Source organism: Nocardioides sp. N13(2025) (assembly GCF_051912545.1).
Lineage (GTDB): Bacteria > Actinomycetota > Actinomycetes > Propionibacteriales > Nocardioidaceae > Nocardioides.
This window is the reverse complement of the sequence record NZ_CP196809.1, coordinates 3,667,050-3,687,244: the sequence shown is the minus strand read 5'-3', so window position 1 is coordinate 3,687,244 and position 20,195 is coordinate 3,667,050. Positions and strand designations below refer to the sequence as shown.

The window sequence follows — 20,195 nt, the reverse complement described above, 5'->3', positions numbered from 1 at the left end:
CCTCATGACGTCCGGTGGTGCTCACTCGGCCGCCTCGACCACGAACAGGGTCGCGCCGAGCTTGACGAGGTCGCCGGTGGCCGCGCCGACCGACGTGACCGTGCCGGCGAAGGGCGCCTTGAGCGCGAGCTCCATCTTCATCGCCTCCATGACGCCCAGCGTCTCACCCTCGGCCACGGCCTGGCCCTCGGCGACGTTGACCGCGAGGACCGTGCCCGGCATGGGCGCCTTGAGCGTGCCGTCGCCGGCCTCCGGTCCGTGGTCGGCGAACGGGTCGTGACGGTCGAAGACGAAGCGCTGGCCGCGGTGGAGCACCTCGACCGATGCGGAGGTGTCACGCACCGTCGCGCTGTGTCGCTGCCCGTCGATGTCGGCGTGCACCCATGCGATCGGCTCGCCCGCGGAGTGGACGACCGAGACCGACGTCTCGGTGGGCACCGTCACGGGCCCTCCGAGCTCGACGACGACCGGCGCAGGGGCGGCTGCCGACCTCCACCCGTCGTGCCGCCACGGGTCCGACGTCCCGGTCGGGCGAGGGGCCAGGAAGTGGGCCCCGAGCAGCCGGGCGACCTCGTCGGTCGGGGCGGGCACCTCGTGGCGGTCCAGCCAGGCGGTGTCGATCGTGGTGTCGCGGAACTCGTCGCTGGCGGCCAGCGCAGCCAGGAAGCCGGTGTTGGTGGTGAGGCCGAGGACCGCGACGCGCTCCAGTCCGTCCACGAGCCTGCGCCGCGCGGCCTCCCGGTCGGAGCCCCAGGCGATCACCTTGCCCAGCATCGGGTCGAACGACGTCGACACGACCTGGCCGGACTCGAGGGCGTGGTCGACGCGGAGTCGGCCGACCACCGCACCCGTGTCGTCGTGCGTGGCCTCGACGCCGTCGGCGTACATCTCGGTCGGCCAGCTCACGTAGGAGGCGGTGCCCGCCTGTGGGAGGAAGCCGTGGAAGGAGTCCTCGGCGTAGACGCGGGCCTCGATCGCGTGGCCCTCGAGAGTGATGTCGGCCTGGTCGATGCCGAGCGGCTCTCCGGTGGCCACGCGCAGCTGGAGCTCGACGAGGTCGATGCGCTCGTCCCGGACCCGGACGACCTCCTCGGTGACGGGGTGCTCGACCTGGAGGCGGGTGTTCATCTCGAGGAAGTAGAACTCGCCGGTCGCGTTGTCGAGGAGGAACTCCACCGTGCCGGCGTTGGTGTAGCCGACCTCGCGGGCCAGGTCGACGCCCGCGGTCGTGATCGCGGCCCGCTGCTCGGCCGACAAGGTCGGCGCGGGGGCCTCCTCCAGCACCTTCTGGTGGCGGCGCTGCGTGGAGCAGTCGCGCTCGAAGAAGTGCAGCACCGTGCCGTGGGTGTCGCCCAGGACCTGCACCTCGATGTGGCGGCCGGACTCGACGTACTTCTCGATGAGCAGCGTGTCGTCGCCGAAGGCGCTCGCCGCCTCCCGCGCCGCCGCGGCCCTGGCCTCGGGCAGCTCGGCGGCGGTGCGCACGACCCGCATGCCCTTGCCGCCGCCACCTGCGGCCGCCTTGACCAGCACGGGGTAGGCGAACGTCTCGGGGTCGTCCTCGAGGCCGTACGACGGCACCACTGGCACGCCGGCGGCGAGGGCGATCTCGCGGGCGGCGTCCTTGCGGCCCATCGCGTCCATCACGTCGGCGCTGGGCCCGACGAGGGTGATGCCGGCCTCGGCCAGCGCCCGGGCGAACGGCGATCGCTCCGACAGGAAGCCGTAGCCGGGGTGCACGAAGCCCGCGCCCGTCTCCCGGGCGGCGGCGACCACGGCGTCGACGTCGAGGTAGGACTCCACCCGCACGGCCCGGTCGGCCGCGCGCACGTGGGGCGCGTCGGCGTCGAGGTCGGTGTGGATCGCGACCGTCCGCCAGCCCAGGCGCTTCGCCGTACGCATGACGCGGATCGCGATCTCGCCGCGGTTGGCGACCAAGAGTGTGTGCATGCTCGTCACATCCTGAAGATGCCGTAGGAAGGCTCGGGCACCGGGACCGTGGAGGTCACCGAGAGCGCCATGCCGAGGATGCGGCGGGTGTCGGCGGGGTCGATCACGCCGTCGTCCCACAGCCGCGCGGTGGAGTAGTAGGGCGAGCCCTGCGTCTCGTACTGGTCGCGGATCGGTGCTTTGAAGGACTCCTCGTCCTCGGCCGACCACTCCTCGCCGGCCTTCTCCAGGCCGTCACGACGCACGGTCGCGAGCACCCCGGCGGCCTGCTCGCCGCCCATCACCGAGATCCGGGCGTTGGGCCACATCCACAGGAACCGCGGGTCGTAGGCGCGGCCGTTCATGCCGTAGTTGCCGGCCCCGAACGAGCCGCCGATGACGACGGTGAGCTTCGGCACCACGCTGCACGCGACGGCGGTGACGAGCTTGGCGCCGTCGCGGGCGATGCCCTTGTTCTCGTACTCGCGCCCGACCATGAAGCCGGTGATGTTCTGCAGGAACACGAGCGGGATCTTGCGCTGGTTGCACAGCTCGACGAAGTGCGCGCCCTTGAGCGCCGACTCGCTGAACAGGATGCCGTTGTTGGCCACGATCCCTACCTCGTGGCCGTGGATCCGCGCGAAGCCGCACACCAGCGTGTCGCCGTAGAGCTTCTTGAACTCGTGGAACCGGCTCCCGTCGACCAGGCGCCGGATCACCTCGCGGACGTCGTACGGCGTGCGGGTGTCGGTCGGCACGACGTCGTAGAGCGACTCCGGCGGCTCGTGCGGCTCCTCCACCGACTCGTGGTCGACCCTCGAGGGCTCCGGCGGCGGGAGGGTGTCGATGATGCTGCGCAGGATCGCCAGCGCGTGGGCGTCGTCCTCGGCGAGGTGGTCGACGACGCCGGACGTGCGGGCGTGCACGTCACCGCCGCCGAGGTCCTCGGCCGTGACGACCTCACCGGTCGCGGCCTTCACCAGCGGCGGGCCGCCGAGGAAGATCGTGCCCTGGTTGCGCACGATCACGGTCTCGTCCGACATCGCGGGGACGTAGGCGCCGCCGGCGGTGCACGAGCCCATCACCGCCGCGAGCTGGGGCACGCCCTGCGCGGAGAGGTTGGCCTGGTTGAAGAAGATCCGGCCGAAGTGCTCGCGGTCGGGGAACACCTCGTCCTGCATCGGCAGGAACGCACCTCCCGAGTCGACCAGCGCGATGCAGGGCAGCCGGCTCTCCGCGGCGACGGTCTGCGCCCGCAGGTGCTTCTTGACGGTCATGGGGTAGTAGGTGCCGCCCTTCACCGTCGCGTCGTTGGCGATCACCATCACCGGGCGGCCGTGGACCAGGCCGATGCCGGTCACGATGCTCGCGGACGGCACGGCGTAGTCGTCGCCGTCCCCGTTGCCGTACATCCCGTAGGCCGCCAGCGGCGACAGCTCCAGGAACGGGCTGCCGGGGTCGAGCAGCCGGTCGACGCGGTCGCGGACCAGCAGCTTGCCGCGGTCGGTGTGCTTGCGGCGCGCGCTCTCCGACCCGCCCTGGCGCACCCGGGCCAGCCGGGCACGCAGGTCGTCGACGAGCTCGCGCATGGTCGGGGCAGCACTCACTGGCTCGGGCACCGGCTCAGGTTAGCGATCGTTAACCTACGACGTCCAGTGGCGGGAACTCGCCCCGCACGGTCGTCCCCCGCCCGGGCGCCGTCTCCAGCGTGAGGGTGCCGCCGGCCGCGGCGAGCCGCGCCTCCATGCCGAGCAGGCCGCCGGACCGCACGCGGTCGGGATCGAAGCCGCTGCCGTCGTCGGAGACGCTGAAGGCCAGGTGCGGCAGGCCGCGCACCGTGACCCGCACCTCGCTCGCACCGGCGTGCTTGGCCGCGTTGGTGAGCGCCTCCAGGATGCAGAAGTACGCCGCGGCCTCCACCTGCCGGCTCGGGCGCTCGAAGTCGGCGACGTCGAGGGTCACCGGCACCGTGGCCCGGCGCGCCGTCGACTGGAGCGCGGCGACGAGTCCCCGCTCGGTGAGGAGCGGGGGGTAGATGCCGCGGGCCAGCTCGCGCAGCTCGAGCAGCACCTCGCGGTTGTCCGCGGCGAGCTGGCCGAGCAGGGCGGTGGCCACCTCGGGCCGACCGGCCAGCAGCTCCTTGCGGGTGCGCTCGATGGTGACGCTCATCGCCAGCAGGCGCTGCTGGGCACCGTCGTGGAGGTCGCGCTCGATGCTGCGCCGGGCCGCGTCGGCGACCTCGACGATGCGCGTGCGCGACTCGACCAGCTCCGCGGACTGCGTCACGAGCCGGTCGTAGGCGTCGCGGACCAGGAACACCACGATGGCGACCCCGGCGGGCAGGGACGCGGCGATGACGACCGCGTTGACCCACCACACGTCGCTGATCTGGTCCGTACGCCGCCACTCGCCCAGCGCTGCCACCGACGCGCTGCCGACGACCGCGACGACCATCAGCGCCCCGATCCAGCGCCGGTCCAGGTAGGGGTACCCGACCAGCAGCGGCACCAGCGTGAGCAGCACGGTCAGCGGGCTGAGGTTCGGAGTGGCCCACGTGCCTCCGACGGCGAAGAGGAGCGCCGACAGGGTGAGACCCACGATGGCCGCGTGCGCGCCGTGGCGTCGACACAGCGGAGCCGTCACCAGCATGATGCCGAGGGACGCGACCATCACCGCGAGGTCGATCTCGACGGCCGTGTGCCGGAACCCCAGGCCGTACGCCGCCCCCAGAAGCAGCGTCGACGTGCTCAGGGCGAGGAGGTTGACGCGCAGCAGCCAGCGGAGGCCGGGATCGAGTCCGTCCCACCCGGACAGCAGGCCCTTCATGCGCGGGGTACGACCCCTCCGCCCACGCCGGCCTCGCTGAGGAAGACCAGGGTGGCCGCGACCCGGCGGTGCACCGGCGCCTCGGCCGGCAGGTCGAGCTTGGTGAGGATCGAGCTGATGTGCTTCTCCACCGCCCGGTCGGTCACCACGAGCTCCTCGGCGATCGTCGCGTTGGTCATCCCGCGGGCGACCATCGCCAGCACCTCGAGCTCGCGCGGGGTGAGCCGGTCGAGCAGGGAGTCCCGGCGGCGGGTGCCGGTCGCCATGAGCGCATCGACCACGATCTGGTCGATGACCGAGCCACCGGCCGCGACGGTGCGCAGCGCGGCCACCAGCTCGTCGACGTCGGCCACCCGCTCCTTGAGGAGGTAGCCGCGACCGTCGCTGCCGTCGCGGACCAGGTCGAGGGCGTACTCCACGTCGGAGTACTGCGTCAGCGCCACCACCCCGGTCGCGGGATGCGTGCGCCGCAGCTCGCCGGCGGCCCGGATGCCCTCGTCGGTGAAGTCGGGCGGCATCCGGATGTCGGTGAGGAGGACGTCGGGACGGTGCTCCTCGACCGCCGCGAGCAGCTCGGGGAGGCTCGTCGCGGTGGCGACTACGTCGATGTCGTCGAAGCCGTCGAGGAGCGCGAGCACGCCAGCCCGGAGCAGGTCGCCGTCCTCGGCCAGCACGACTCGGATCTGCGGCATGCACGGACTGTAGTCACGCGCATGGCGAGGCGTCGGTAGAGCAGGCACCACCTGGCCGGCAAAGCTGGGTAAAACAACAGTGGTGCTGGCACCAGTGCACGGATTCATGGGTAGGTGCAGACTCTGGCGAGGGAAACGGTGTGCTGATCGTGGGGATCAGTGGGCCGCTGCGGGGGTGCGGCCCACTGGGAGCACCGGGATGTGGGGAGACACGTGTGATTCCGCTGGCAGTGTGGGAGGCGCCGAAGCGCCGGATGGCGCTTCCGACACCGCGAGGTCGGTTAACACGCACTAACCTCGAGCTCGTGACTCCGCGCCGTCAGCAGATCCTCGACATCGCGGCGGAGCTCTTCGCCGCTCGCGGCTTCCACGGCGTCTCCGTCGCCGAGCTCGGCTCGGCCTGCGGGATCTCCGGCCCGGCGCTCTACAAGCACTTCGAGTCCAAGGACGCGATGCTCGCCGAGATGCTCGTCTCCATCAGCGAGACGTTGCTGGCCGAGGGGCGCAGCCGGGTCGAGCACGCCGGCGGGCCGCGGGAGGCGCTCGAGGCGCTCGTCGAGTGGCACATCGAGTTCGCCATCGAGCACCGCTCCCTCATCGTGGTCCAGGACCGCGACTGGAGCAGCCTGCCCGACGAGGCGCGCGGGCGCGTCCGCGCGCTGCAACGGGCGTACGTCGACGTCTGGGCCACCCAGCTGCGGCACCTCGACGCCTCGCTGAGCCCCGAGACCTCCCGGACCCGCGCCCACGTGCTGTTCGGGCTGCTCAACTCCACGCCCCGCGCGGGGCGGCTGCCCGACCCCCAGATGCACGACGTGCTCCGCGACATGGCGCACGGCGCGCTCGGCCTCGCCTGAACCTGCCCCCGCCTCACCAGCCTTCGAACGGCCGGTCCTGCTGGAGCTGACGGGCGGCGCGGGCGGCGGCGTCCTCCGCGACGACCAGGTCGTCGAGGTCATCGGGGTCGTCAGGGTCGTCACCGGGCCTTGAGTCTCCTGGCGACTCATGACCCAGTGCGGCGCCCGGGGGGCGTGGCGGGGCGATCCGGTGGAGGTCGCGGAGCACCCGGTCGCGCGAGAGGCCCCGCAGGTGGGTGAGCACGAACGGGTCGGCCTGGATCAGCCAGGCGACCTGGGTCAGCACGGCCAGCGCGTGGGGGCACGGGTCGAGCCAGGCCTCGCAGGTGCAGGCCGAGCCGAGCTCGCCGCCGTACGGCAGCAGCTCGACGCCGGCCTCCTCCACCGCCTCGACGAAGGCGTGCGGCAGCTGCCCGGCGAGCAGCGCCCCGATCCGGCCCGACTCGGCCGCGACGAGCTCGGTGAACGCAGCCGCGTCGGAGTCGTCGAGCACCGGGACCGTCACCTCCACGGTCCAGGCGTCCTGGCCGTCGGTCACGGCCGCGACGGCCGTGCCCTCGCTGACGGTGATGGAGCCGACCGCCCCGGCCCGTGCGAGCGCCCGGCCCGCCCGCAGCTCCTTCTCACCGAACGCGGCCTCCTCGACCGCACGGAGCACCGCCTTGCTCCACCACGTGCCGGCGGTGCTGCCCCGGCGGGCCGGCAGGCGCGGGTGCGTCGTGCCGTTCATCGACGAAGCTCCACGAGGTCGCGGAGCTCGGCGTCGGAGAGCTCGGTCAACGCGGTCTCGCCGCGCGCGAGGACCGAGTCGGCCAGCGAGCGCTTGCGGGCCAGCAGCTCGGCGATCTTCTCCTCGATGGTGCCCTGCGTGACGAAGCGGTGCACCTGCACCGGCTTGGTCTGGCCGATCCGGTAGGCGCGGTCGGTGGCCTGGTCCTCGACGGCGGGGTTCCACCAGCGGTCGAGGTGGATGACGTGGTCGGCGCGGGTGAGGTTGAGCCCGGTGCCGCCGGCCTTGAGCGAGAGCAGGAACACCGGCGTCTCACCCGCCTGGAACCGGGCGACCATGGCGTCGCGCTCGCGGACCGGCGTGCCGCCGTGCAGGAACTGGTGGGGCACGCCGGTGGTGGCGAGGTGGCGCTCGAGCAGCCGCGCCATCGCGACGTACTGGGTGAAGACGAGCACCGCACCGTCCTCGGCGACGACGGTGCCGATCAGCTCGTCGAGGAGCTCGAGCTTCTCCGAGCGCCCGCGCAGCTTGGGGTTGGCCTGGCGCAGGTAGTGGGCGGGGTGGTTGCAGATCTGCTTGAGGCCGGTCAGCAGCGTGAGGACCAGGCCGCGTCGGGTCTCCTCGTCGGCCTCCTCGATGCGGCGCATGGACTCGCGCACCAGCGTCTCGTAGAGCACGACCTGCTCGCGGGTCAGGCCGAGCAGGTGGTCGGTCTCGGTCTTGGGCGGCAGCTCGGGCGCGACGCCGGGGTCGGACTTGCGGCGGCGCAGCAGGAAGGGGCCGATCAGGTCGGCGAACTGACGGGCCTTGGTGGGCTCCAGCCCCGACTCGATCGGGCCCGCCCACACCTTGCGGAAGGCGTTGCGGCTGCCGAGCAGGCCCGGGATCGCCCAGTCGAGGATCGACCACAGCTCGGTGAGGTCGTTCTCGACGGGGGTGCCGGTCAGGGCCACCCGCGCACGGCTCGGGATCGTGCGCAGGGCGCGGGCCGCCGCCGACCGGGAGTTCTTGATGTGCTGGGCCTCGTCGGCGACCACCAGGTCCCACGGGACCTCCGCGAGCAGCGCGGCGTCGTTGCGCATGGTGCCGTAGGTCGTGAGCACGAAGCCGTCGGTGACGCCGTCGAGGTCGCGCGCGCTGCCGTGGTGGCGGCGTACGACGACTCCCGGTGCGAAGCGACGGATCTCGGCCTCCCAGTTGCCGAGCAGCGACGCCGGGCACACGACCAGCGTCGGGCCGCCTCTCCTCTCGGTGGTCGAGTGCCCCGCGAGGGACGAGTGGGGTGTATCGAGACTCCGGTGGAGGTGCAACGCGATCAGGGTGACCGTCTTGCCCAGCCCCATGTCGTCGGCCAGGCAGGCGCCGAGGCCCATCGAGGTGAGCTCGGCCAGCCAGCTCAGGCCGCGGTGCTGGTAGTCGCGCAGCTCGGCGCGCAGCTCGGCCGGCACCTCGACGAGCTCCCCGGTGCCGGCCTCGCGCAGCCGGTCGCGGACGACCAGGAGGCTCGCGCCGACGACCGCCTCGTAGGGCACCTCCTCGACGTCGACGACGCCGGTGAGCGTGGCCGCGAGGGCCTGCACCGGGGTGATCGTGCGGATCAGCCGCTTGCGGGCCCGCTTGATCACGGCGGAGTCGACCGCGACCCAGTTGTCGCGCAGCTTGATGATCGGGCTGGTCGCACGGGCCAGGTCGTCCATCTCGTCGTCGGTGAGCTCCTCGCCGTGGAGCGAGAGCTGCCACTCGAAGCCGAAGAGCGCCTGCGGGCCGAACAGCCCGTCCTGCAGCGGCTCGTCACGGGTGCCGGCGGCCTTCTGCCGGCCGAGCTCGACGCGCTGGGTGACGTCGCGGTCGAGGTAGTTCGGCCACATCACGGGGTGCCCGGCCTCGGTCAGCGCCGCCGCGCCGCCGTCGAGGAGGGAGAGGATCTCGTCGGTGTCGAGGGTGATCTCGTCGGGGACCCGCAGGTCGAGCAGCCGGTCGAGCACCGGCCACGCGTCCGCCGCGGAGCGCAGCGCGATCGCCGCGTGGGTGCGGGCGCGCTCGCCGAACCCGTGGGCCGCCTCGGGCCCCGCGTCCGCCCAGAGCTCGGAGGCGTCGGCCATGTGGGCTGGGTTGTCCACCGCGTGCACCTGCAGGACCAGGCGCACCGCCCCCGCGACGAGCTCCTCCTCGTCGGCCTCGATCCGGAACGAGATCGACACGAGGTGCGGGCGGTCGTCGCGCCCGCGCGAGCGGATCCGCGCGATCCGCTGCTGCAGCTGGTCGCTGAACTCCTCGGGGCTCGCCGGCCCCCGGACGGGCCGGTCGACCACGGGCGGCGGTCGGCGGCGGGAGCGCCCGGGCGTGGTGCGCGGCATCGTGTCGACGACCGCGTCGAGCATCCCGCGGACCATCCCCTCCGCCGTGGCCTCGTCGAACCCGTCATGGGCCCGGGACCGGGCCAGGTCGCCGATGCGCCGCTCGTCGGCCGGGTCGAGGCCGGCGACCTGCCAGTGCCGACCCTCGGGGTCGGGCGCGAAGCGGCCGGACGCCACGAGCTGGAGCCCCATCAACGCGGCGCCGGCGAGCAGCGCGACCGAGGGGTGGATGTCGCCCTGGTCGCGCACCTTGGCCAGGACCGGCAACGCACCCCGGATCGGCATCACGATCGTGCGCCGGTCGTCGGTGAACTCGATCGAGCCCTCCCGGGGCGGGACGCCCGCCAGCAGCCTCGCGGGACCGGTGACCGGGACGATGCTCACGCAGCCACCTTTCGTACGACGGGCAACAGGACGCTAACGCCTCGCACCGACAGGGAGTTCCCTGTCGACCTCGCTATCGTCGGCTCGCATGGACCTCACCAGCCTGCTCGCCTCGCATCCCGTGATCGACGGGCACAACGACCTGCTGTGGGAGGCCCGGGAACAGGTCGGCTACGACTTCGCCCGCCTCGACGTCGGCACGGGCGCCACTCCCACCCACACCGACCTGCCGCGGATGCGGGCGGGCGGGATGGGGGCACAGTTCTGGTCGGTCTACGTGCCCTGCCGGCTGACCGGCGACGACGCGGTCAGCGCGACGCTCGAGCAGGTCGACGCGGCCCGCCTGCTCACCCGGACGTACGCCGACCAGCTCACGTGGGCGACCTCGGCCGACGAGGTCGAGCACGCCTGGGCCGAGGGGCGGATGGCCTCGCTGATGGGCGCGGAGGGCGGCCACTCCATCAACTCCTCGCTCGGCACGCTGCGACAGCTGCACGAGCTGGGCGTGCGCTACCTGACGCTCACCCACAACGCGAACACCCCGTGGGCCGACTCGGCCACCGACCGGCCGGTCGCCGGTGGGCTCACCGCCTTCGGTCGCGAGGTGGTCCGCGAGATGAACCGGATCGGGATGATGGTCGACCTCTCCCACGTCTCCGCCGACACCATGCGCGCCGCACTGGAGGTGGCCGAGGCGCCGGTGCTCTTCAGCCACAGCTCCGCGCGAGCCGTCACCGACAGCCCGCGCAACGTGCCCGACGACGTCCTGGAGGCGACGGCCCGCAACGGGGGCGTGTGCATGGTGACCTTCGTGCCGAAGTTCGTGAACGCCGCCTGCGCCGACGCCCACCGCGAGCTGGTGGCGGCGGCCGAGGCCGAGGGCATCCTCGAGTCCGACGGCGTACGGTTCTCGGCCTTCGAGGCGGCGTGGCTCCGCGACCACCCCCGGCCCACCGCCACCCTGGCCGACGTGGTCGCGCACTGCGAGCACGTGCGCGAGGTGGCCGGGATCGAGCACATCGGGCTCGGCGGCGACTACGACGGGGTCGAGGTCCTGCCCGAGGGCCTCGAGGACGTCTCCACCTATCCCGCGCTGCTCGCCGCCCTGGCCGACCGCGGCTGGTCCGCGGACGACCTGGCCCGGCTCACCTGCCGCAACGTGCTGCGCGTGATGCGCGCGGTGGAGGACGTCTCCCGCGACCTGCAGCAGCGTCGCGGACCGAGCCTGGCGCGGATCGAGGACCTCGACGGCGTACCCGCCTGAGGAGTCGTCCGGGTGATTCAGCCCACCGCGAAAAGGATTGCGTCGCCGTCGGAGGCAACCCCTACCGTTGGCGGGTGACTGACACCCAGATCCAGTCCGGCGACGCGCGGCCGGACAGCTCCGACAAGCTCGACAAGGGCGTCCTGATGGTGGCCGGCGTGGTCGTGCTCGGCGCGATCATGTCCATCCTCGACATCACGGTCGTCTCCGTGGCGCTCAACACCTTCCAGCAGGAGTTCGACGCCACCGCGGCCGAGGTCGCGTGGACCATGACGGGCTACACCCTCGCCCTGGCCAGCGTCATCCCCCTGACGGGCTGGGCCGCCGACCGCTTCGGCACCAAGCGCCTCTACCTGCTGGCCGTCGTCCTCTTCACCGCCGGCTCCGTGCTGTGCGCGACGGCCACCTCCCTCGAGCTGCTCGTGCTCTACCGGGTGCTCCAGGGGCTCGGCGGCGGCATGCTGATGCCGCTCGGCATGACCATCCTGACCCGGGCCGCCGGCCCGGAGCGCGTCGGTCGCGTGATGGCCGTGCTCGGCATCCCGATGCTGCTCGGCCCGATCTTCGGCCCCATCATCGGCGGCGCCCTGATCGAGAGCGCCTCCTGGCACTGGATCTTCCTCATCAACCTGCCCATCGGCATCGCGGCCATCGCCTACGCCTGGGTGGTGCTCCCGAAGGACCACGTCGAGCCGTCGGAGACCTTCGACTGGCTGGGCATGATCCTGCTCTCCCCCGGCCTGGCCGCCTTCCTCTACGGCGTGAGCTCGATCCCCGAGGAGGGCACCGCCATGGCGACGAAGGTGCTCGTCCCCATGGTCGTCGGCCTCGCGCTGATCGTCGCGTTCGTCCCCTGGGCGCTGGCCGGGCGCAACATCCACCCGCTGGTGGAGCTGCGCCTGTTCAAGAACCGCAACATGACCGTCGCGATCATCGCGATGACCTTGTTCGCGATCGCGTTCTTCGGCGCCTCGCTGCTGTTCCCGCTCTACTTCATCCAGGTCCGCGGCGAGGGCACGCTCTTCACCGGCTGGCTGCTCGCCCCGCAGGGCGTCGGCGCGATGATCACCATGCCGATCGCGGGCATCCTGGCCGACAAGATCGGCCCCGGGAAGATCGTCCTGGCCGGCATCACGGTGATCACCGTCGGCATGGCGATGTTCACCCAGATCGGCGCGGACACGTCCTACGCCTACATCCTCGGCGCGCTCTTCATCATGGGCCTCGGCATGGGCGGCACGATGATGCCGATCATGACGGCAGCGCTCGCGACGCTGACCGCCCACAACGTGGCCCGCGGCTCGACGCTGCTCAACATCACCCAGCAGGTCGCGGCCTCCATCGGCACCGCGCTCTTCTCGGTGATCCTCACCAACCAGATCAAGGGCAGCGACACCATCGCCCAGGCAGGTGCCGTGAGGGGCGCCGCCGGCAGCGACGACCCGTCCGCGCTGGCCCAGGCGGCCGAGGGCCTCGGCATCGACCCGGCCTCGCTGCAGCAGCTGTTCACCCGCGCCACCGCCGACCTCGCCGACTCGTTCGCCACGGTCTTCGTGGTCGCGACGGTCCTGGTCGCCTGCTGCCTGATCCCGGCCGCGTTCCTGCCCCGCAGGAAGGTCGCCCCGGTCGACCCGACCGCGATGATGGGTCACTGACCGGGCAGTTCCTCGCGGTGGAGACCACTGACCGGGCAGTTCCTCGCGCTGACAGCGCGAGGAGGTGCCCGGTCGGCGCATTTCAGCGCGAGGAAGTGCCCGGTCGGCGCAGAGGGGGCCGGGCTAGGAGCGGCTGCCGAGCCAGAGCGGGAGGACGGCACCGGCGCCGGCCTGGCGGAGGGCGACCGCCGCGAGGGTGGCGGACCACCCGGTCTCCACCTGGTCGTCGACCAGCAGCACGGTGGCGCCGGGCGGGACGTCGGCGTCCAGCCCGCAGCGACGGCGTACGGCGGCCACGCGCTGCGCCGAGTTGGACTGGCCGGCGCGCGGCGGGACGGTGTCGTCGCGAATGGCCCAGGTGCCGACGACCGGCACCTGCATCACGCGGGACAGGCCCTCCGCCAGGTCGCGGGTGAGCGTGGGGCGGGTGGCGGACTCGACCACCACGATCGCGTCGGGACGCGACGTCCAGGCCGGGGCCCAGTCCTTCATCACCTCCATGACCGCCTGGGCGAGGCCGGGCGGCACGGGACCGTCGGGGGTGTCCTCGCGGAACAGCTCGCGCAGCGCCTGCCCGTGACCGAGGTCGGTCAGGCGCGCGACCGCCCGCCCGGGCTCGGCGCCCTCGGGGATCTTGCCCTTGAGGTCGACCCCGAGGTTGGCCAGCGCGGTCGGCCACATCCGGCGCGGGTCGACGACGACACCGGGGCGGGCCAGCCGCTCGCCGGCCTCGGCCACCGAACGGTCGCTCACCGAGGTCGAGAGGGTGAGCCCGCCACAGTTGTCGCAGCGGCCGCAGTCGGCCGCGTTGGGGTCGTCGAGCTGCTCGCGGAGGTAGCGCATGCGGCACTCGTCGGTCCTGAGGTAGCCGAGCATCGCCTGCTGCTCGCGCTCGCGGGCCTCGGCCACCCGGGCGTAGCGCTCGCCGTCGTAGGACCAGGGCCGACCCGTGGCGACCCAGCCCCCCTGCACCCGCTGGACGGCGCCGTCGACGTCGAGGACCTTGAGCATCGACTCGAGGCGGTTGCGGCCGAGCTCGACGCGCGTCTCCAGCGTCGCGGTGGACAGCGGACGCTCGGAGTCGGCGAGGGCGGCGAGGGTCTCGCGGACCTGCTCCTCGCGAGGGAACCCCAGCGAGGCGAAGTAGGCCCAGATGTCGCGGTCCTCGACCTGCGGCAGCAGGACGACGGTCGCGTCGTCGGTGCCGCGGCCGGCACGGCCGACCTGCTGGTAGTAGGCGACCGGCGAGGCGGGGGCACCCAGGTTGATCACGAAGCCCAGGCTGGCGTCGAAGCCCATGCCGAGGGCGCTGGTCGCGATGAGGGCCTTGACCCGGCCGTCGACCAGCGCCTGCTCGAGGGCGTGGCGCTCGTCGGTGTCGGTCTGGCCGGAGTAGGCCGCGACCTCGAGGCCGCGGTCGCGCAGGTAGCCCGCGACCTCCTGGGTGGCGGCCACGGTGAGGCAGTAGACGATGCCGGACCCGGGCTGCTCGGCGAGGTGGTCGGCCAGCCAGGCCAGCCGCTGCTCGGGGGTCTTCAGCTGCACCACGCCCAGGCGCAGCGACTCACGGTCGAGGGTGCCGCGCTGGACGAGGACCGCTTGGTCTCGTGACGGGCGCTGGGCGCCCTCCTCGACCGACGGGGAACCGTGGACGCCCAGCTGCTCGGCGACGTCGTCGGTGACCCGCGCGTTGGCGGTCGCGGTGGTGGCCAGCACCGGGATCCCGGACGGCAGCTCGGCGAGGAGGGTGCGCAGGCGGCGGTAGTCGGGGCGGAAGTCGTGGCCCCAGTCGGAGATGCAGTGGGCCTCGTCGACCACCAGCAGTCCGCAGGTCGCGGCCAGCCGGGGAAGCACCTCGTCACGGAAGCCCGGGTTGTTGAGCCGCTCCGGGCTGACCAGCAGCACGTCGACCTCGCCGGCGTGGATCTGGTCGTGGATGGGCTGCCACTGGTCGATGTTGGTGGAGTTGATCGTCACCGCCCGGATGCCGGCACGCTCCGCGGCGGCGATCTGGTTGCGCATCAGGGCGAGCAGCGGGCTCACGATGACCGTCGGGCCGGCGCCGGTGCCGCGCAGCAGCTTGGTGGCCACGAAGTAGACGGCCGACTTGCCCCACCCGGTGCGCTGGACGACGAGCGCGCGGCGGCGGTCGACCGCCAGCGCCTCGATCGCGGCCCACTGGTCCTCGCGCAGCACGGCGTCGTCACGACCCACCAGGGCGCGGAGGTGTGCCTCGGCGGCCTCGCGGGCCGAGAGGCGTACGTCGTCGGTGACGGCTGGCTCGGTCCCGGTGGTCATGCCCCTTGTCTACCAACCCCCGGCGACATCGACCGGACGGGCCGTCTCCATGATGCGGCGGAGCTGGGCCCACGGCAGGGGCGGCGCCTCCTTGAAGTCGCCGGCCCAGTAGCCGTTGTGGCGGCGCGGGGTGGATCGGACGTAGGTGCCGGTCTCGATCTCGATGTCCATGGTCCTGTCCTGTCGAAGCGTGTGGTCGACGACCTGTCGACGTCTCCGACGCTAGGCGCGGGCGGGCCGCCGCGCGTCGTCGGAAGGCCGCGTCGGCGGGGGCACCTGGCGACGATCAGGGGTCCTCCTTTTGGTGGACGCAGCGCGGTCGGGCGTCGTCGTACGTTGACGAGGTGAGCCGAGCGCGGGCCTTCCTCGCCGGGCATGGTCTCGACCTGCTGGTCGTGGCCACCGCCCTGGTGACCGCCGCGGGGACGCTGCTGCGTGACGACCTCGAGCACCCGGACGGTCCGCTGTTCGTGCTCGGGCTGGTCGGGATCACGTCCGCGGTCCTCGTCCTGCTGGCCCGTCGGCGGTTCCCCTTCGCGGCGCCGGCCACCACCTGGGTGGTGTGCGCCGCCCTCTCCTTCCTCGACGAGCAGCTGATCGTCAACGGCGCCGGGATCCTCATCGCGGGGATGGGTGCCGCGGTGCTGCTGGGCTCGGTCCGCAACGCCTCGCTCTCCCGCCTGGGGCTGGCGATCGCGCTGGCGGGCGCGGTGACCGTCGTGCGCAACGCGCCGGACAGCACGACCGACGACCTCATCTCCGTCCCGGTGATGTTCGCGATCGGGTGGCTGGTCGGGTGGTCCCTGCGGGAGCGCACCGAGCGGACCGAGGCCGCTGAGGAGCGTGCCCGGCTCGCCGAGCTGGAGCGCGAGGCGGCCGCACGGGTGGCCGTGGCCGAGGAGCGTGGCCGGATCGCCCGCGAGCTGCACGACGTCGTCGCGCACGCCGTCAGCGTGATCGTGCTGCAGGTGGGCGCCGTACGGCACCGGATGCCGGAGTCGTCGACCGAGGACCGCGAGGCGCTCAAGAACGTCGAGGAGGCGGGCCGTACGGCGCTCACCGAGATGCGCCGGCTGCTGGCCGCGATGCGCGACGACGACACGGCACCCGAGCTGGCGCCCAGCCCCGGGCTCGACGACCTCGACCGGCTCGTGCGCGACGTGCGCGCGGCTGGGCTCGACGTGCGGGTGGAGGTCCGGGGAGAGCCCGTGGCCCTGCCCCGCGGCCTCGACCTCTCGGCGTACCGCATCGTCCAGGAGGCGCTGACCAACAGCCTCAAGCACTCCGGGTCCGACCTCGCCGAGGTGGTCGTCGCCTACGCCCCGGACGAGCTCTGCCTGCAGGTGCGCGACCACGGCCACCGCGTGGACCGGGCGAGGGTCGGCGCCGACGTCGCCGGCTCGTGGGGCGGGGGCCACGGCCTCGTCGGCATCCGGGAGCGGGTCAAGCTCTTCGACGGCGACCTCGACGCCGGCCCCGCGCCCGGCGGCGGCTTCCTGGTGCGCGCCCGGCTCCCGCTGGGAGCCGGGTCATGACCATCCGGGTGATGGTCGTCGACGACCAGAGCATGGTGCGGGCAGGCTTCCACCTGCTGCTGGCCGACGAGCCCGACATCGAGGTCGTGGCGGAGGCCAGCAACGGCCGGGACGCGGTCGCACAGGCCGCGCGCTTCCGGCCCGACGTGGTCCTGATGGACATCCGGATGCCCGAGATGGACGGCCTCGAGGCGACTCGGCGGATCCTCGCCTCCGACAGCGACGCACGCGTGCTGGTCCTCACCACCTTCGACCTCGACGACTACGTCTTCGAGGCGCTCAGCGCCGGGGCGAGCGGCTTCGTGCTCAAGGACGACCCGCCCGAGCAGCTCATCGGAGCCGTCCGCACCATCGCCGCCGGCGAGGCGCTGCTCTCGCCCACCGTCACCCGCCGGGTCATCCGGCGCTTCGCGTCCGTACGGCGCCAGCCACCGCCGCCGGCGGTCTCCGAGCTCACCCCCCGCGAGCTCGAGGTCTTCGAGCTGATCACCCGCGGCCTCTCGAACGCCGAGATCGGCCAGGAGCTCTTCATCAGCGACACGACCGTCAAGACCCACGTCACCCGGCTGCTGCAGAAGCTCGACCTCCGCGACCGCGCCCAGGCCATCGTCCTCGCCTACCGGACCGGGCTCTTCGACGAGTCCTGAGCCACTGGGGTCCGACTTCCGGAGGACGCCGCCTCGCCACGACGGCGTACGACGCCCGCGACCTCGCGACGACGCGTACCGGAGCCGGCGTACCTAGCGTCGAGGTGACCCCAGAAACCACCCGAACGATCGCGGAGGGAACCCCATGATCACCATCGAGTCGCTCACCAAGAAGTACGGCAGGAACACCGTCGTGGACGACGTCAGCTTCGTCGCCCGGCCGGGTCGCGTGACCGGGTTCCTCGGCCCCAACGGCGCCGGGAAGTCCACCACCATGCGCATGGTCGTCGGCCTGACGAAGCCCACGTCGGGCTCCACGACGGTCGCCGGCCGCCCGTTCGCCCAGCTGCCCAACCCCGGCCGGCAGATCGGCGTGATGCTCGACGCCTCGGCCCAGCACGCCGGCCGGACCGGCCGGGAGATCCTCACGATCGTCCAGCAGGTGCTGGGCCTCCCCGGCCGTCGCGTCGACGAGATGCTCGACCTGGTCAGCCTCACGCCCGCCGAGTCCGACCGCCGCGTCGGCAACTACTCGCTCGGGATGCGGCAGCGGCTCGGCATCGCCACCGCGCTGATCGGCAACCCGGCCGTGCTGATGCTCGACGAGCCGGCCAACGGGCTCGACCCCGCCGGCATCCGGTGGATGCGCGACCTGCTGCGCGACTTCGCCGACCGGGGCGGCACGGTGCTGCTGTCCTCGCACCTGCTCCGCGAGGTCGAGGTCATCGCCGACGACATCGTGATGATCGGTCACGGCCGGATCGTGTGCGAGGGCACGAAGGCCGACCTGGTCCGCTCCCTCGGGACCGTCGCGCGGGCCGAGGACCCGGCAGCGCTGCGCCGGGCCCTGCACGCGGCCGGCATCGACACCACGGTCTCGGAGGAGGGTGGCGTCGCCACCGCCGCCGAGCCGGCGCACGTCGGGCACGTCGCGTTCGCCGCAGGCATCGCGCTCACCGAGCTGCGTCCGGCCGAGGGCGGCCTCGAGGACATGTTCCTCGAGCTGACCGCGGACACGCAGCGAGAAGTCACCCACCCCCAGAAGTCCCGCCGGGACTACCACCGAGGAAGGACAGCGGCATGACCACCACAGCCCCGCCCGTCGTGCACCACCCCGTCCACGAGCAGCACGACGACCACCCGACGATCCCCCTGGCACGCGTCGTCCGCGTCGAGCTGCGCAAGATGTTCGACACCCGCTCCGGGTTCTGGCTGATGGCCAGCCTGGTGATCGGGGGCGTCGTCGCCACGATCGGCACGATCCTCTTCGCGCCCGACGACCAGCTGACGCACAACATGTTCGCCGCGGCGATCGGCTTCCCCATGACGATCGTGCTCCCGATCATCGCGATCCTCGCGATCACCGGTGAGTGGAGCCAGCGCACCGGCCTCACCACCTTCACCCTCGTCCCCGACCGGAGGCGGGTCCTGCTGGCCAAGACGGTCTCGTCGGTGGTCGTGGGCGTCACCGCGATGCTGGTCGCCCTGGTCGTCGGCGTCGTCGGCAACGTGGTCGGAACCGCCATCACCGGGACCGACCTGGTGTGGGACCTCTCGGTGGCCCAGTTCGGCACGATCGTCATCGGGAGCCTGCTGTGCCTGCTCACCGGCACGATGCTGGGGATGGTGATCCGGAGCTCGGCCGGAGCGCTGGTCACGTACTTCGTGCTGACCCTGGTCCTGCCGAACCTCTTCGCGATCCTGGCGGCCAGCCAGCCGGACTTCGTCGACGTCCGCCCGTGGGTCGACGCCGAGCTCGCCCGGTCCTTCCTCTTCGAGGGACCTCCCGCCGGTGGCGAGCAGTGGGCCCAGGTCGCGGCCACCGCAGGGATCTGGCTGGTCCTGCCCGCGATGCTCGGCCTGCGGGGCGTGCTCCGCTCGGAGGTGAAGTAGTCCCACCACGCAGGGGCCCGTCGTGCCCGGCACGACGGGCCCCTGCGCTGCGCGGTCGGTCAGCGCCGCTGGCTGCGGGCGATGAAGCGGTCGATGTCGATGCCGTGCCTGCGCGCGGCCCGGCGCGCCTCGGGCGTGGTCAGGTCGGGCGCCACGAAGGTCTCCGGCTCGATCTGGGCGTCGGCATCGGCGTACGTCCGCTGCAGGGCGGCCTGCTCGTCACCCGAGGCGGAGGAGTCGGCGACGAGCCGGGCGGTCACCGTGACGGCGGCACCGGTGAGCAGCGGGCTGATCACCGGCGTGTAGCCACCGGCGTGGCCGGTGGCCTTGGGGTGGTAGCTCTCGCTGACCGGGCTGGACAGGCCGTTGATCCACTCGTCGGAGTCGCACACCGCATGGCCGACGAAGGGACTGGTCGGGTCGGCGAAGGAGAAGCCGGCCGACGACGCCGCGCTCGCGAGGCGGCTGTTGAGCAGGTCGGCGGTCTGGTTGAGCCGCGACTCCTCCTGCGGGGAGAACCAGGTGAGTGCGTTGCAGTCCTCGCCGTTGAAGATCCGCGGGTAGCCGGCGACGACGACCTTGGCGTAGGGCGAGCGGCTGCGGATGCTGGCGTAGAGGGTGTCGAGCCGGCCCGGGAGGGTGGTGTTGATGAAGGCCTGCGCGGTGTTGATCGCGCCGTCGCAGTCGCTCGACCACCACGGCTGCGCGCACTCGGTGAGCACGTCGGCGAAGCCCGCGTCGTTGCCGCCGACAGAGATGGACACGTAGCTCGTGGCGGATGTCAGCGCGGAGAGCTGGGTGTTGGTGACGTCGGCGACGGTGGCGCCGGAGCACGCGCGGAAGTTGAGCGCGTAGCCGCGAGCGGTGGCGATCAGGCTCGGGTAGGCCTGGGTGGAGCGCTGGCAGGTCGTGCCGTCGCTGATGTAGGAGCGGGTGCCGGTGCCCGAGGAGTACGAGTCGCCCAGGGCGACGTACGTCGGTGCGGCGGCCCGGGCGGGCTGGAGGAGGAGCGGGCTGAGCAGGCCGGCGAGTGCGGAACCGAGCACCGCGGCGAGGGTGGACGTGCGCTTCATCGTGTGGAGACCTCCGAGACAGGTGGTCACCCGAGTGTGACCGCGATCACACTAG

The 20,195-nt window shown here is 72.5% G+C and carries 16 protein-coding genes; 7 read left to right on the top strand and 9 right to left on the bottom strand.

Features of this window, described 5'->3' with window-relative positions:
* Positions 1-21: 21 nt before the first annotated feature.
* From ACS3YM_RS17830 to ACS3YM_RS17815, 4 genes are read right to left on the bottom strand one after another with little or no spacing between them, the layout of a single operon-like run.
* Positions 22-1,950, bottom strand: a complete 1,929-nt coding sequence (locus ACS3YM_RS17830; RefSeq protein ID WP_439937777.1) for an ATP-binding protein — start codon at positions 1,948-1,950, stop codon at positions 22-24.
* A 5-nt stretch (positions 1,951-1,955) separates the two neighbouring features.
* The gene (locus ACS3YM_RS17825; RefSeq protein ID WP_439939921.1) at positions 1,956-3,518 is read right to left on the bottom strand and encodes a carboxyl transferase domain-containing protein; all 1,563 of its coding nucleotides are present in this window, start codon (positions 3,516-3,518) and stop codon (positions 1,956-1,958) included.
* 49 nt (positions 3,519-3,567) lie between these two features.
* Complete coding sequence (locus tag ACS3YM_RS17820; protein ID WP_439937776.1) at positions 3,568-4,755, bottom strand: sensor histidine kinase; 1,188 nt, start codon at positions 4,753-4,755, stop codon at positions 3,568-3,570.
* Positions 4,752-5,447, bottom strand: coding sequence for a response regulator transcription factor (locus ACS3YM_RS17815; RefSeq protein ID WP_439937775.1), 696 nt, complete (start codon positions 5,445-5,447; stop codon positions 4,752-4,754). Before ACS3YM_RS17815 ends, ACS3YM_RS17820 begins: the two co-directional genes overlap by 4 nt.
* A gap of 305 nt (positions 5,448-5,752) precedes the next feature.
* On the opposite strand from ACS3YM_RS17815, the gene ACS3YM_RS17810 reads away from it, so the two are divergent.
* Positions 5,753-6,304 (top strand): TetR/AcrR family transcriptional regulator, encoded by a 552-nt coding sequence (locus ACS3YM_RS17810; RefSeq protein ID WP_439937774.1) that lies wholly within the window; start codon positions 5,753-5,755, stop codon positions 6,302-6,304.
* A gap of 13 nt (positions 6,305-6,317) precedes the next feature.
* On the opposite strand, the gene ACS3YM_RS17805 is transcribed toward ACS3YM_RS17810, so the two are convergent.
* Together ACS3YM_RS17805 and ACS3YM_RS17800 are read right to left on the bottom strand one after the other, a co-directional pair.
* A complete protein-coding gene (locus ACS3YM_RS17805; protein WP_439937773.1) occupies positions 6,318-7,034 on the bottom strand; it encodes an SWIM zinc finger family protein in 717 nt (238 codons plus the stop codon).
* On the bottom strand, positions 7,031-9,775 hold the full coding sequence (locus ACS3YM_RS17800) for a DEAD/DEAH box helicase (protein ID WP_439937772.1): 2,745 nt from the start codon (positions 9,773-9,775) through the stop codon (positions 7,031-7,033). Before ACS3YM_RS17800 ends, ACS3YM_RS17805 begins: the two co-directional genes overlap by 4 nt.
* An 88-nt stretch (positions 9,776-9,863) precedes the next feature.
* Here ACS3YM_RS17800 and ACS3YM_RS17795 point away from each other — a divergent pair, with 88 nt between their 5' ends.
* Positions 9,864-11,039: a dipeptidase gene (locus tag ACS3YM_RS17795; RefSeq protein WP_439937771.1), complete on the top strand. Its 1,176-nt coding sequence runs from the start codon at positions 9,864-9,866 to the stop codon at positions 11,037-11,039.
* A gap of 89 nt (positions 11,040-11,128) precedes the next feature.
* A complete protein-coding gene (locus ACS3YM_RS17790; RefSeq protein ID WP_439939920.1) occupies positions 11,129-12,694 on the top strand; it encodes a DHA2 family efflux MFS transporter permease subunit in 1,566 nt (521 codons plus the stop codon).
* A 123-nt stretch (positions 12,695-12,817) separates the two neighbouring features.
* Here ACS3YM_RS17790 and ACS3YM_RS17785 read toward each other — a convergent pair whose 3' ends face one another.
* Both ACS3YM_RS17785 and ACS3YM_RS17780 read right to left on the bottom strand, forming a co-directional pair.
* Positions 12,818-14,992 (bottom strand): DEAD/DEAH box helicase, encoded by a 2,175-nt coding sequence (locus ACS3YM_RS17785; RefSeq protein WP_439937770.1) that lies wholly within the window; start codon positions 14,990-14,992, stop codon positions 12,818-12,820.
* 9 nt (positions 14,993-15,001) lie between these two features.
* Positions 15,002-15,163: a hypothetical protein gene (locus ACS3YM_RS17780; protein WP_439937769.1), complete on the bottom strand. Its 162-nt coding sequence runs from the start codon at positions 15,161-15,163 to the stop codon at positions 15,002-15,004.
* A 173-nt stretch (positions 15,164-15,336) separates the two neighbouring features.
* Between ACS3YM_RS17780 and ACS3YM_RS17775 the strand changes: the two genes are divergently transcribed.
* The 4 genes from ACS3YM_RS17775 (at position 15,337) to ACS3YM_RS17760 (ending at position 19,067) form a co-directional block, all read left to right on the top strand.
* Positions 15,337-16,527, top strand: a complete 1,191-nt coding sequence (locus tag ACS3YM_RS17775) for a sensor histidine kinase (RefSeq protein WP_439937767.1) — start codon at positions 15,337-15,339, stop codon at positions 16,525-16,527.
* Positions 16,524-17,174, top strand: coding sequence for a response regulator (locus tag ACS3YM_RS17770; protein ID WP_439937766.1), 651 nt, complete (start codon positions 16,524-16,526; stop codon positions 17,172-17,174). The genes ACS3YM_RS17775 and ACS3YM_RS17770 overlap by 4 nt, the downstream gene beginning before the upstream one ends.
* 145 nt (positions 17,175-17,319) lie before the next feature.
* A complete protein-coding gene (locus tag ACS3YM_RS17765) occupies positions 17,320-18,258 on the top strand; it encodes an ABC transporter ATP-binding protein (protein ID WP_439937765.1) in 939 nt (312 codons plus the stop codon).
* Positions 18,255-19,067 (top strand): ABC transporter permease subunit, encoded by an 813-nt coding sequence (locus ACS3YM_RS17760; RefSeq protein ID WP_439937764.1) that lies wholly within the window; start codon positions 18,255-18,257, stop codon positions 19,065-19,067. Before ACS3YM_RS17765 ends, ACS3YM_RS17760 begins: the two co-directional genes overlap by 4 nt.
* Positions 19,068-19,126: 59 nt before the next feature.
* Here ACS3YM_RS17760 and ACS3YM_RS17755 read toward each other — a convergent pair whose 3' ends face one another.
* Positions 19,127-20,140: an SGNH/GDSL hydrolase family protein gene (locus ACS3YM_RS17755; RefSeq protein WP_439937763.1), complete on the bottom strand. Its 1,014-nt coding sequence runs from the start codon at positions 20,138-20,140 to the stop codon at positions 19,127-19,129.
* Between the last annotated feature and the right edge of the window lie 55 nt (positions 20,141-20,195).